Genomic DNA, 14,343 nt, shown 5'->3' with positions numbered 1-14,343 from the left:
GAGATTTGAGATGAGGAATGATATCGTTGACCTTGGCATCGGAACGATAGGCAACCGAGGACACGGCAATGCCGTTTCCCTACCCCAAAATAATCTATCTTCCTTGATGAAAAATGTAACCATCGCCCGATTAATTGTAGGGACACGGCAATGCCGTGTCCAGCGCGGGGAGTAGGACACGGCAATGCCGTGTCCCTACTTTTCAAAATTGATTTTACACAATTTTTCCAACACCGCATACATATCACCCGCAAACTTTTTTGCATTCCACAGGGGCGACAAATTTGCTGGATCTTTAGATTTCACCAACTGTGCTTTAATTGCATTTCTCAATTCACGATCTTTACCCAATTTTACACCCACTTCCACATATTCCGACCAAGACAAAGCCACGCCTGTTTCAATTCCCAAAGTCTGCAAAAACGAATAACCCATTCTCGACAAAAATTGCTCTCCTGTGCGAGTCACCACTGGCAAATTAAACCACAAAGCCTCTAAAGTGTGAGTTCCTCCGTTGTAAGGATAAGAATCTAACAAAACATCGGCCAGCAAATAGATAGTTCTGTGTTCTTCCTCAGTAGCAAACCTTGGCAAAAACTTAATTCGGTGCTTGCTCACTTTCTCAGCTTCGCAAGCTTGGTGATATGCAGCCTCAAACACCGCAGCATCGCCTAAAGCTTTGTGAATTAAAATACTGTTTGGCACTTGTTTGAGAATCGCAATTTGTGCTTTTACCAACTCGCTATTGAATTTTCTTCCGGGAGCGACGCACAGGTAAACTATCTGATCCAAACCGATCCGATGCGACCTTCTCAATGCAACGGGATCGACTCCATATCTCTGAAAACCGGACACTGCTACAAAGGAATCAGGCATCCTAATTAGGTGCTCGTCATAATATTTTTCCCGCCCGGCTGGGTGCGAGTGCCAGTCTGTAAGAAAGTAATTTTCCGGCGATATGTAAGGGGCGTCAAATCCCAGCCAAGAAACACAAACTGGTGCGGGTTTTTGGTAGAGAATGTCAGCGTGAACTGGTACGCTGAGAGAATCTAAATCAACTAAAACGTCCAATTCATCTTGCTGAATTTTGTCGATAATTTCTGCGGAATTGGCAAGTCCGTTGGGGTAGGTTGTCGGAAAAGTCAGTTTGCCCCAACTTTCAAATTGCTGAGTGCGATCGTCAGGAACAATTCTTTCGGAAGCGTACAAATACACATTGGGTGTGATGTCGGACAATTCGCGAATGATGTCAGCGCTGCACCAACCTACAGAATGGCGGCTAAAGTGATTGGACAAAAAGCCGATTTTTAACTTGCTGGATGGGGCACTTGGTTTGAAACTGTAATTTGCGGGTTGAGAAAAATTAGGTTTAATACATTGGTCGATATACTTTTGGGAAATTAATCTGTAAAGTTTTGAGTTTGCCGCCAAGTCATCTCGCAAATAGGGCGTGCTGAATAACAAGTTTGCATAAAGCGATTTAATTTCCACCGGGCTAGCGGTTTCTAAGTTTTGCTGCAAGTACGACTCTAGCTCTAAAAATCGATCGCCCGCAATTTGATTTAATCCCGACACTTGATAGGTGCTGATGAAGTAAATCGCGGTCATAATTGGATCGGTTTCGGCACACATTTGGCTGTATTGGTGCACGGCTTGCCGCGCGGCAGCTAAATCGCTAGTATCTCTGAGGATGCCGCACAAATGTTGGTGGGCAGAAATAAAATCGGGTTTAATTTCTAGGGCTTTTTGAAGGTTGGGTATTGCGTCTTTAAATTGACCCTGGTGGCGCAAAACTCGGCCAATTTGACAGTATGCTTCGGCTAAATCAGGTTTAAATGCGATCGCCTGCTTCCATGCAGCCACAGCCTCATCTAACTTCCCTTGCTGCGCTAATTTATCTCCTAAATTTAAGTGAAAATCTACCTGAGCAAGGTGGGGATTGAGTTCGAGAGCTTTTTGCTCGTATGCTACCGCTGCATCCTGCTGCCCCTGCTGCTTCAGTGCCCCTGCCAAATTCCAGTAAGCAGCAGCCAAATTTGGTTTAAGTTCGATCGCCTTTTCGTAATTGACAACCGCCTCCACCAAATGCCCTTGTTTGTAGAGCATACTGCCCAAATTAGCATAAGCCTCAGCAAAGTCCGGATTCAGGGCGATCGCCTCAGAATAAAACCGCATCGCTTCCTCAATTTGGCCGCTTGCTTGCTGCACATTGCCCATTGTCACGTAAGCCGCCGCCCAATCCGGTTGCAATTCCAGAGCTCGGCGACAAGCAGCGACGGCTGCTGCTAAATTGCCTTGAGAGTAATAGGTTTCTGCAACGACTGTCAGCGATGCAGCATCTTCAAATTGGGGTGTTTCGGATTGGTTGGGAAAATCGGAATTCATTTGGCGGCCTATCTGTGCTATCAAGTTAAAGGTTGAATCTATATTATTTTGCAGAGTAGCAGTTTTAGCGGAATTACGGGCGATCGTCACAGAGAATTTATGAGCGACAAGCAAACGACACAGCGCCAACATAACATCAAGTGGAAACCAAACCTCCTGCTGGGGATACTCTTGTTAACCTTAGCAATCCCTTTACCCTTTGCCCAAAAGACTTTCGCACAGCAGCAGCAGACAGCCAGCTTTCGGCAGAAATTATTTCAAACTGCTCTTTATTTCACCCTATATTTTGAGGGCGGATTCAGCAATCACCCTGCCGATAAGGGCGGCAGAACTTATCGGGGTGTCTTGCAAACGGAATACAACGCCTACCGCTACAGTCGTGGGCTTCCGCCCCTCGACGTGACGCAGATGTCGGAAGCAGAGCTCCTAGAAATTTATAAATATTACTGGGATTCTAGCCTTTCGGGCACGATGCAGCCGGCTTTGGCGATCGTCATGTTTGACACCGCCGTTAATTTCGGTATTAATAACTCTATTACCTTTCTCCAGCAAGCATTAGGATTGCCGCAAACTGGAGTTTTTGATGCCCGCACCAAGGAAGCGCTGAAAGGGGCAAATAACAGAAATACCGCGCTGCAAATGATTAACGAACGAATTATTTACCGCTACAAAAGGGTGCAAGAAGATCCGACTCAGATGGCTTTTTTCCGGGGTTGGCTGAGTCGAGATTACAGTTTGTGGGGCTATGTGAATAAAATTAAGAATTAAGCAGGGCTGATTCATTTTCTCAAAACTGTAGTAGTCCCACGACAGGGGTTTACACCCCTGTCTCATTGACCCGATAGATGCTATACAGTCAACCCATTTGGATTAGCTGTTGTTGTCAAAATGTACTCAACTTGAGCCGGAGTTAAAGTCGGATTGGCATTCAAAACTAAAGCCGCTACACCGGCTACGTGTGGCGTTGCCATAGAGGTGCCAGTTAGGGCTGCATAGTAGTCATAGGGAGTTGTAGAATAGATATCTACTCCCGGAGCAACTACGTAATCCAAAGGTGTGGAACCCGCAGCGTTCGAGGTGTCAGCCATCCTGCCGTTTATATCAATACTACCCACGGCAATTCCCCAGCGATCGGCATTACGAGCTGGATAATCTGGTTGGCTAAAACCAGAATTTCCCGCTGCTATCACCACAACAGAGCCTTTGTTATTTGCATACTCAATTGCGTCATTCACCAGTTTGGAAGGGTAAAACTCATTTCCCAAGCTGAGGTTAATTACATTTGCTCCATTATCAGTAGCATAGCGGATTCCAGCAGCAACATTATTCAACTCGCCGCTACCAAAGGTGTCTAACACTCTGACAGGCATAATCTTGGCATTGGGCGCAACTCCTGTGATGCCAAAATCATTTCGTTCCGCGGCGATCAAACCTGCTACGTGAGTGCCGTGACCATCGGGATCTAGATCGATTGGGTAGTTGTCATTATACACAAAATCCCAACCCCGAATATCATCAATAAATCCGTTGCGATCGTCATCGATGCCATTTTCCGCAATTTCATCAGCGTTATCCCAAATATTACTATCCAAGTCGCTATGGTTGTAGTCAACACCAGTATCGATGACAGCTACAACAATCCCATTTCCTGTAATGTTCTGCTCCCAAACATCGGGCGCATTTATAGTGTCTACCCCCCAATTATTATCGCTCAAATTAGGAACATCAGCGAAAAGTGTTGAGCGGTTCAGGGTGCGGGTAACTGCTGCATTTGCATTCACTAAACCGTAGCCGTAATTGCCATTAAAAAGACCGTTAGGTGTAGGAATATCGGGCAAGACAGGAACAGGTGTTGCAGAAAGAGTCAGGTTGTAATTGGTAGAGTCGCCTAGGAAGCTAGAGACTTGGACATAGTATGTCCCTGGAGCCAGGTTGGATAAATTAATCACATCCGGGATGGTGTCACTCTCAAGAGAGTAGCCAATTAATTCACCATCTTCCACTACACCGTTGCCGTTTATATCTTGAATTAGGTCTACGTCAGCATCCGCCGTCAAACCGTCGAGACGCAAGCTAAAATTGCTATTAGTGTTGATATCGAATCGGTAGAAATCATCGGGATCGCCTGTCCCCACGAACTCAGTTAAGCGGATGCTACCGTTCTGAACGCCAACAACATTACGAGCTGTAAAAAGAGAGTTATCTGAATCGGCGAAATTCAACTGAGAGGCAGATATCGTTCCTATTAGGGGATCTGTGTTTGGGCTCGCTGACTGTGACTGCGGTTTGAGTTGAGCATCGCTCACAGAGTAACTAAAGCCAGCGTTAGCATTAGGTACAAGAAAATTCGCAGTTTGTGTCTGTGGGTCGGTGCTGAATGCTGGGAGATTAGGAAAGCTAGATTCAGCACTATAACTAGAAACCTTGAATGGATCGATCGCTCGGTTGAGCAAGTCGTTGTTAACCGGAAATGCTGATGTGGCGATATCCTTTGGCTGTTGAAGGCAAGAAAGGCGATGATCGGTAGGATTCGTCTTGATGTCTAACATAAATTAAAAAAAATGGTAACTTTCAAAAAATGTGAAGTTTTTTGTGGTCAACACTTTAGTCCTTATTATTGACATCTGTAACTTCGGGTTCTGCGTGAAGGAAATACAAATTGGTGCCGCTGATTTCCACTGAAGAACTTTAGGAGGGCAACCACAGGATTGCCCCTACGCTGGAGGTAAATCTAAAGCAACACAAAATCCGATGCAGTAATCGAACTATTCAACCCAGTTACAGTTGCCAAAACTTGATCGGTGGATATAACTTTCAGCACTGTTCCTTCCGCAGTTTGACTAATTTCTAACTGCTGGAAAGTCAAACTGTTATCGAGGGCAAATTTATCGATACCCACCTCAAAATCAACCACCGTATCCGAGCCGATACTTGGAGTTAACAAAAAGCGATCGCTCCCGCTACCTCCAATCAGAAAATCGTTGCCATTTTCGCCGCTGAGAAAATCATTACCCAAACCGCCAAGCAAAGTATCCTCTCCCTTGCCACCGTACAAACTGTCATTGCCGATACCGCCGTCCAAACTGTCAGCACCGCGGCCTCCAAATAGGATATCATCACCACTGCCACCTGTCAGCGTATCGAGTCCCCGCCCACCGTAAATCGTGTCATTGCCACCGCCACCATCGAGGGAATCGCTAGCTTTTCTGGCACTGATAAAATCGTTACCGCTGTCGCCGATTAAAGTATCGCTATCATCAGTACCGACAAGATTTTTGCCCTCAGCGCCCAGAATTTCAGGAGAAGTATTGACAAGTTCCACATCACCTTGCACAACTGGAACAGCGGGTTGAGCCGGTGCTGGAGTTCCTTGAATTTTGGCAGTTAAAAATTCGCCTGTATTTTCGGAAACTACCTGTGCGATTGGTTTTGTGCCAGCCGCCGCTTCTTCGAGGGCGATCGAACTTTCACCTAATGCCACCTTTTGGACTTTGGCAATTTCCGAGGGAATAAATTCAGGCAAAAAGTTAGATTTAACATTATCCGTGCGTTGATTAGCCTCAGCCATTACCTTCGCCGCTTCCGGGGCAATTTGGGAAAGTTTTTCAGTGTTGAGATTGGTGTCACTTTCTTTTACCTTGGCAACTGATTGCTGGATAATGCTTTCTACCTGCGCCGCATCGCTCAAATCCAGGGAACCACCGGATTGAATTTTACTGTTAATTGCCCCGACAACAGCTTTGACGATCGCACCATTATCAGCCGTAGATGCCCCGTCTATGAGGCTGCTGGTTTGGGTGATGACGTTTTGGACTTTTGTCATGGCGACTAGAGTTTCAACGCCGCCCGCTTCCTTTTTGGCTGTAGAGGCGATCGGATCTAAGTCGCTCAAGTCAACTCCCGCAGGAATAGACAGAGTAGATTTAACTTTTGACTCGGCTTCACTCTGCGTCATTCCCCCAGCCATCAAATCAGTTACCAAACTGGTTAACAAAGTGACAACATTAGCATCCGCAGGTGCAGAAACAGGCATTTCCAGCGGCAAACCTGTCGCAGTATCCGTCCCGCCAAAAGCGACTAAATTGCCTTCATCTGCATCGATTTTCCCATTTTTATTTTTGTCGAAAGTCTCCAAGGGAATATCGAGCTGATATGCACCGTTAAAGTCAGTAGTAGTTGATGGTTCGTTACTATCTTTAATGCCATTTTTGTTAGCATCTAGGAAGATGGTTGCACCGGAGATGTAACCATCAATAACAAAGCCGTCGCTCATACTAGAAACGGTCGTCTGAAGAAGAGGATCGTCATCGTCAGTATTGGTAACGTAAATAATTGATGTATTTAACCCGGAGTAATTGGGATCGGCGCTAACAGCAGGGTCGGCAATAATACTGTAATTTTGATCTCCATCCCATACACTATCATCAACGCCTGTTACCCTCACGATCTGCTTTAGATTCCAATTAGTAGAATTGAAGGTAACAGTTGGCCTGTAAATTACTCCTTCTCCCACACTATCGGTACTAAAATTAATACTCACATCAGCAGTAGGTGGGCTGTTGAGTTTGACAGTGAAGTGGTCTGTGCCACCTGTTTCTGAAGTGACTAATCCCGCTGGTGGATTAATAATAATGTCTGGAGTTGCAAGTATCAGTGGGGGCGTCCCTAGTGTCGGCGTCACTGGCGTCACTGGTGTCGGCGTCACTGGCGTCACTGGCGTCACTGGTGTCGGCGTCACTGGCGTCACTGGTGTCACTGGTGTCGGCGTCACTGGCGTCACTGGTGTCGGCGTCTCTGGCGTCACTGGTGTCGGCGTCACTGGCGTCACTGGTGTCGGCGTCTCTGGCTTCACTGGTGTCGGCGTCTCTGGCGTCGGCGTTGGTGTCGGCGTGACTGGTGTCGGCGTCACTGGCGTTGGCGTCGGCGTTGGTGTCGGCGTGACTGGCGTCGGCGTTGGCGTTGGCGTTGGCGTCGGTGTCGGCGTCGGTGTCGGCGTAGTGTCGTTATCGTCGATCGCCACTATCACCCCTGGCACCGAAATTTCGTTATACTTAGCATCAGTGCTAGTTGCAGTGTGAGTAATATTAGCGCTGTCTGTACCTTGGGCAACTGTATCGTCAACAGCTTTTACCGTAACGGTTTGAGCAACATTCCAATTATTTGGAGTGAAAGTCACAGGGCCGATCGGCTGAATCTGATTATTGGTTGTGAGAGTGATGGTAACGGGGGCTGTTGGCTGCGACTTTAATTTGAGCTGGTAACTGCCATTCGCGCCGCCTTCTGTAACTTCCGTTTCGGTAAGACTAACAGAAACACCAGCCGTATCATTGTCCTCATTGCCGCTACCATCCGCTACATCATCGTTTTTGTTGAGCAAAACCGAGACGTAGCTAGATTCTTCAGTATCGTTTGTCGTAGTTAAGTCTGTCTTGCCGTCAGCATTAAAGTCCCCAACAGCAATGACAAAGGGATCTTCCCCAGCCGAAAAGTTGGCGGGCGCACCAAAACTGCCCGTACCATTTCCCAACAAAATGGAGATACCATTGCTCGTCACAGCTAAGTCTGATTTGTTATCGCTGTTAAAGTCCCCAACAGCAACACTATTGGGAAAGTCCCCCGCATTAAAGTTAGTGGGAGCCCCAAAGCTGCCTGTCCCTGTCCCCAACAGGATTGATACGTTTTTAGATTCGCCGATGTTTGTTACAGCTAAATCTGGCTTGTTATCCCCATTGAAATCCCCTGTGGCGAGCCCGATCGGATTGTTCCCCGCCTTAAATTTAGTAGGAGTCCCAAAGCTGCCTGTCCCTGTCCCCAACAGGATCGATACATTATCAGAAGAGTCTATGAAAGCTAAGTCGAGCTTGCCGTCAGCATTAAAGTCTTCCACGGCGAAAAACCGCGAATTCGACCCATTAACATTAAGGTTAGTAGGAGCCCCAAAGCTGCCTGTACCAGTTCCTAACAGGATCGATAGATTGTTATTGCCTATCGTAACTAAATCTAGCTTGCCGTCGCTGTTAAAGTCACCCGCACCAACACCAAGGCCATACTCTGACTTCCCATCAGCTTCCCCCGTATAAAAGCTCGTGGGAGTGCCAAAGCTACCTGTGCCATTTCCCAACAGGATGGCTACTTGACCTACATCTGCGCTGTCCGTCTTTACAGAAGCTATGTCGAGGTTGCCGTCGCTGTTAAAGTCCCCTAATGCCAGACTTATGGGCGTAAAGCTGATGTTAAAGTTGTTGGCAGTGCCAAAGCTGCCAGTGCCTGTCCCCAACAGAATCGAGATGTTGTTAGTTCCTTGATTCGCTGTGGCGAGATCTGGCTTACCGTCTTTGTTAAAATCTGCTACAACAACGTCACTCGGCCCTTCGCCGACAGGGAAGCTGGTTGCGGTACTGAAGATAGACATGATTAATTTACCTATTAATTGACAACACTCGTTTCTGATGTTTGCAGTTGTAAAGTCGAATCTGCGAGACTTTAATTTGGCAATGTACTCTCTAGTTAAAAGTTGTAGTTGAGATAGTAGCAGTAACTATTTAAAACGTCAATTCATAAAACTCATAACATAAAGTCATAAAAGTCATATTGGTAAAAATATATTTCAATAAGTAGACAATCTAGCAAATTTAATAGAAATTATATATAACAGAAATCTAGGGATATAAAAATGCGTGGCTCCTGTACAAATCACTTAAAATATGAAGCTATGACAGTAGAAGAAGCAATATTGTTTTTGGACAATCTGGTATACGAACAAACGGAAAAACACCTGAGTCGGTTGCAACAGTCGATAATTCGAGGCGTTGTAGGGGGTTTGACCTATCAAGAAATTCAGCAAAACGATCCGATCGCCCGTGGGTACACAGTGGGCTACCTGGGGCGGTATGTCGGCTACAACTTGTGGAAAGACCTCACCAAGATACTGAAGCAAGCAGAAATTATTGGACAAGAAGAAAGAGTCGTCGGAGCAAATCTTTGGGACTGCATTATGAGAGCTGTACAAAAAGGCACACAACCAGCTAATTCTGTCGATCCAATGTTGCAAAAGCTGCTGCGGATGCGTTACCGAATTAGAGAACATTTGGTCAGCACCGAGTACAGCGATACCTATCTGGCTGAAGATGAAAATTTGCCCGATCGCCCTTTGTGCCTCGTCAAGCGCCTGAAAAGCCAGTCTGAGAGAAGCAGCCACCTATTCGATCGAGAAACGCGCGTTTTATATCGATTGGGCCAACACGATCGGATACCAGAATTGTTAGCTCGCTTTGAAGAAGATGGATATTTTTATTTAGTCTATCAATTCATCGAAGGGCAACCCTTGTATCAAGAACTAATCGAAGGTCAACCTTGGGAAGAAGATCGGGTTATTGCTTTGTTGACAGATATTTTGGAAGTGCTTGTATTTGTTCACAAACAAGATGTAATTCACCGCGACGTTCACCCTCAAAACTTAATCAGGCGGACATCAGATGGCAAGATTGTATTAATTGACTTTGGGGCAGTTAAAGAAATCAACACTTCACAAAACAGCATCGGTCAAACGAAATCGCGCGGCGGTACTCAGCAAGACTACATTCCCCCCGAACAAGCCATCGGTTCACCGAAATTTTGCAGCGACATCTATGCTGTCGGGCTCATCGGGATTCAAGCCTTGACAGGGATGCGCCCGAAACAACTCCGAGTTGATAATTTAGGCAATCTCATCTGGCAGAAAAATGCAACTGTCACCCCGGAATTGGCTCGCGTTTTAGACAAGATGGTGCTCTACGCTTTCCCCCAGCGTTACCCCTCAGCAACCGAAGCTTTGCAAGCACTTCAAAATTTGGGAGTTAGTTGACTGTTGACAGTTGACTGTTGACAGTTGACAGTTACCAAATCCGACTTTAATATGCCCTCTTTAGTCCCTCTCTGCTGGGACTTTGTTTTTGTAGTAGCGGTTTCAACCGCCGAGTCTTATCTGTTATGCCGCATTTCCCACAGCCACAGCACCCGGTTTACAATCCGAGTGATCTTGTTACAGAGTGATTCATCCGCTACCCTTATCCCTCCATGTACTGAGTAAAAACACTCGGTCTTGCCGATGAATCGGGCGCCAATTTCCGAAATCGCAGGGACAACGAACAAGGAACAAGGAATTTTTTATTTTAATTTAATAAGAAAAACTTACTTAATTCTGCCGAATGCCTTCTACGTAAGAGCCTTCAACTTTCATTTGACTATCTCTCTAAAGTTAGATAAAATAATTCATATTTTATGCTTAGGCAGCTTTGAGAAAATCTTAAGCAGCTTTGTATAGCGGGCAACAATCTCACTAGAGTGTTTATTGTTACCTTAGATACGTAGAAAACCAAATAATTTGAGGGAGCGAGAAATTGGAAGTTTTTGAACGAGCACAACAACTGCAAACGCCCTCAACCCGAATGGCTGCTGTCCAGTCTTTTTCCAAAAAAGCGAGTATTGCAGTAATGGCGATCGGCTGTACAGTCATTTTGGGTTGGATATTCGATCTGCCACTCTTAAAAAGCATTCTGCCCGGACTTGTGACGATGAAAGCCAATACTGCGGTCTGCTTTATTTTGAGCGGATTTTCTCTATTCATCCAACTGATCCGGCGCGCCAAATTAACAGCAAGAACGCCTCAAAAACATCATAAATATTTAATTTTTGGATGTTCATTTTTAATTATATTAATTAGCCTATTAACCCTAGTTCAATATAGCTTTAATTTAGACTTAGGCATCGATCAACTGCTATTTAAAGAAAGTTACACCTTGACAATCACCGGAACACCAGGACGCATGGCACCGAATACTGCTGGTGCTTTTTTATTACTGGGAACAGCGCTGCTGCTGCTGTCAGAACGTCGGCCTAAATACCTGCGGATTCAAATCTTAAGCTGTTCAGGATTTTTAATTGCATTTACGGGTTTGATAGGGTATTTCTACGACAAAGCTTTATTTTACCAAATTGGCAAAAATACAGGCATGGCTTTGCACACTTCCGCAGCATTTATGTTGCTGAGCTTCGGAATTTTATTTGCCAGTCCTGAGCGAGGATTGATCGCAGTAATGACGAGCGATCGCGCCGGCGGCATCATGGCGAGGCGCTTGTTACCACGGGCAATCATTATCCCGCCTGTAGTCGGTTATTTCATCATATCCGGAGAGCGGTTACAAGCCTACACGCCGGAGGTAGGGATATCGCTGTTAAGCGTATTGAACGTGATTATTTTTACAGTTCTGATTTGGCAGAATGCCAAAACTCTCTGCAGCGCAGACCGGAAGCGCTATCGAGCGGAACTGGGACTGAGGAAAGCTAAATCAGACTTAGAAACTAAAGTTGAGAAACGGACTATCCAACTGCAACTCGCCAATGAGCAATTGCAGGAGCAAATTTTCGACACTAAAACAACTAAGCAGGCACTTCAAAAAAACTACAACCTGTTGCTTGCCGTCATCAATAGTACGCCAGCAGCCCTATTTGTTAAAGATATTCAGGGCCGTTACCTGATGCTCAATGCTGCGGGAGCCAGTATAATTGGCAAGTCTGTAGACGACATTATCGGCAGAGATGACAGCGAATTATTTCACCCGGAAATTGCCGACAAAATTAGCAAAACCGATCGCCCAATTATGACAACGGGAACAACGCAAGCGATCGAAGAAGACCTGCCAGTTAAAGGAAATTTGCGGACATTTCTTTCTACAAAAAGTGCTTACCGGGACGGACTAGGAAATATTAGCGGTATAGTTACCATCGCGCGGGATATTACTGAAAGCAAAAAAGCCGAAATCGCCAACAGAAGTCTGGCAGCAATTCTGGAAGCCACCCCGGATTTTGTAGGTATCTGCAACCTCGAAGGACGCGCCGTTTACATCAACAAAGCAGGCAGAAAAATGGTGGGTATAGACGAAAACGAAGATATATCCAACCTACAAGTTGCAGAATTCACGCCAGCGTCAGCCCGCAGCAATTTGAATCAAGCGATCGCCACCGCTGTTTCCGAAGGCTTTTGGAGTGGAGAAACCACCTTCCTGTCAACATCGGGACTCGAAATTCCCGTCAGCCAAGTCCTCATCTCCCACTCCGCACCGGACGAGAAACTCACATACATTTCGACGATCGCCCGCGACATCAGCGATCGCAAACACGCTGAAAAAGCCCTGCAACTGTCTCAAGCTCGTTTCGCCGGCATTGTAGAAATTGCCGACGACGCGATTATTTCGGTGGATGCTGAGCAAAAAATTATCCTGTTCAACCAAGGGGCAGAAAGGATTTTCGGGTGGACGGCTGCTGAGGCGATCGGGCAATCCCTGAGCATCCTGTTGCCCGAAGCTTTTGCCACCCCTCACAGTCTCCTCGTCAGCAATTTCGGCTGCGGCGTTAAACAAGCCCGAAACATGGGCAACCGCAAAGAAATTTTCGCCCGCCGCCGAAACGGTACGCAATTTCCTGCCGAAGCTTCTATTTCCAAACTCGATGTGGCAGGCGAAATCATATTCACAGCTATTTTGCGCGACGTGACAGCCAGCCGAGAAGCCGAAGAATCTGTGCGTCTGAGTGAGGAAAGATATCGATCGCTGGCAATGGCCACCGCACAGATGGTTTGGATGACAGACGCTAACGGAATCTTCGACAAGCCTCAGCCTGATTGGATAGCTTATACGGGCATCAGCTTTGAAGAGGAGGACAACTGGATACAAGCAGTACACCCAGAAGACCGCGATCGCACAGTACAAGCTTGGATGCGGGCAATAGAAACAAAAAGTCTCTACGAAGTCGAGCACCGCTTGCGAGCCGCAGACGGCAGCTACAGACATTTCTGGGTACGGGGCGTCCCCCTTTTGGCAGCCGACGGCAGCGTTCGCGAGTGGGTGGGAACTCACACAGATATTAGCGATCGCGTCCAGGTTTTGGAAGCACTCAAGCAGTCCGAGGGACAGTATCGATCGCAAGCAGCCGAGCTCGAAAAAGCTGTCCACGAGTTGCACCAAACTCAAACTCAACTAATCCAAACCGAAAAAATCTCTTCTCTCGGGCAGCTAGTCGCCGGCGTCGCCCACGAAATTAACAATCCGATTAACTTCATTTACGGCAACATCACCCACGCCAGCCAATACGCCACAGACTTGCTCGGTTTGCTCCATCTTTACCAGGAAAAATACCCAAATCCCGTCCCGGAAATTGTAGAAGCAGCCGAAGATATTGAAGTTGATTACTTAATGGAAGACTTTACGAAGATTTTGGAATCAATGAAGGTAGGAGCCGATCGCATCCGCGACTTAGTTGTATCCTTACGCAACTTTTCCAGACTCGACGAATCGCAAATGAAGCGAGTAGATATTCACGAAGGAATCGAAAGCACGTTGCTAATTTTGCAGCACCGAATCAAAGCTAATGTACTTCGTCCCGCTATTGAGATTATCAAAGACTACGGCCACTTCCCAAAAGTTGAGTGCTATGTAGGTCAGCTCAATCAAGTATTTATGAATCTTTTAGGAAATGCGCTAGACGCCCTCGAAGACTACAACAGCAATCACTCTTCACAAGAAATATATTCTCGCCACAACCGAATTCGGATTAGCACCAGTGCGAATTCAGACACAGTAACAATTCGCATTGCCGACAACGGGATGGGAATCAATCAAGAAGTTATTCACAAGTTATTCGATCCATTTTTTACTACTAAACCCGTCGGCAAAGGCACAGGCTTGGGACTGTCAATCAGCTATCAGATTATAGTTGAAAAACACCGAGGCAAATTGCAGTGTATTTCTACGCCCGGGGAAGGTGCAGAGTTTGTCATAGAAATTCCCATTTCGCAGAAAGTATCAGGGCTGGCTGCCGAAAACACAAAGGAAATGGTCATTAGTCATTAGACAGTTGACAGTTGGCAGTTGGCAGTTGATAGTGGGAAGTTGATCATTGATGGTTGTCATTAATCATTAATTT

The 14,343-nt window shown here is 46.2% G+C and carries 6 protein-coding genes; 3 read left to right on the top strand and 3 right to left on the bottom strand.

Annotated elements, in window-relative coordinates; genetic code table 11:
* Nucleotides 1-195 precede the first annotated feature (195 nt).
* The gene (locus QUA77_RS17835; protein ID WP_445302086.1) at nt 196-2,385 is read right to left on the bottom strand and encodes a tetratricopeptide repeat protein; all 2,190 of its coding nucleotides are present in this window, start codon (nt 2,383-2,385) and stop codon (nt 196-198) included.
* Between the two features lie 99 nt (nt 2,386-2,484).
* Here QUA77_RS17835 and QUA77_RS17830 point away from each other — a divergent pair, with 99 nt between their 5' ends.
* The gene (locus QUA77_RS17830; protein ID WP_333042135.1) at nt 2,485-3,153 is read left to right on the top strand and encodes a glycosyl hydrolase 108 family protein; all 669 of its coding nucleotides are present in this window, start codon (nt 2,485-2,487) and stop codon (nt 3,151-3,153) included.
* An 80-nt stretch (nt 3,154-3,233) separates the two neighbouring features.
* Here the strand turns inward: QUA77_RS17830 and QUA77_RS17825 are convergent, their stop codons facing one another.
* Together QUA77_RS17825 and QUA77_RS17820 are read right to left on the bottom strand one after the other, a co-directional pair.
* Nucleotides 3,234-4,934, bottom strand: a complete 1,701-nt coding sequence (locus tag QUA77_RS17825) for a S8 family serine peptidase (protein WP_333042136.1) — start codon at nt 4,932-4,934, stop codon at nt 3,234-3,236.
* Between the two features lie 182 nt (nt 4,935-5,116).
* The gene (locus tag QUA77_RS17820; RefSeq protein WP_333451522.1) at nt 5,117-8,797 is read right to left on the bottom strand and encodes an FG-GAP-like repeat-containing protein; all 3,681 of its coding nucleotides are present in this window, start codon (nt 8,795-8,797) and stop codon (nt 5,117-5,119) included.
* A 261-nt stretch (nt 8,798-9,058) separates the two neighbouring features.
* On the opposite strand from QUA77_RS17820, the gene QUA77_RS17815 reads away from it, so the two are divergent.
* Nucleotides 9,059-10,228: a serine/threonine-protein kinase gene (locus QUA77_RS17815; RefSeq protein ID WP_333451521.1), complete on the top strand. Its 1,170-nt coding sequence runs from the start codon at nt 9,059-9,061 to the stop codon at nt 10,226-10,228.
* Nucleotides 10,229-10,763: 535 nt separating this feature from the next.
* Entirely contained in the window at nt 10,764-14,270 is a 3,507-nt protein-coding gene (locus tag QUA77_RS17810) for a PAS domain S-box protein (protein ID WP_333451519.1), read from the top strand.
* Nucleotides 14,271-14,343 lie beyond the last annotated feature (73 nt).

It is taken from the genome of Microcoleus sp. K5-D4 (assembly GCF_036704575.1).
In the GTDB taxonomy this organism is placed as follows: domain Bacteria; phylum Cyanobacteriota; class Cyanobacteriia; order Cyanobacteriales; family Microcoleaceae; genus Microcoleus.
Note: the sequence above shows the minus strand (reverse complement) of the source record. Positions and strands in the feature narration are given on the sequence as shown.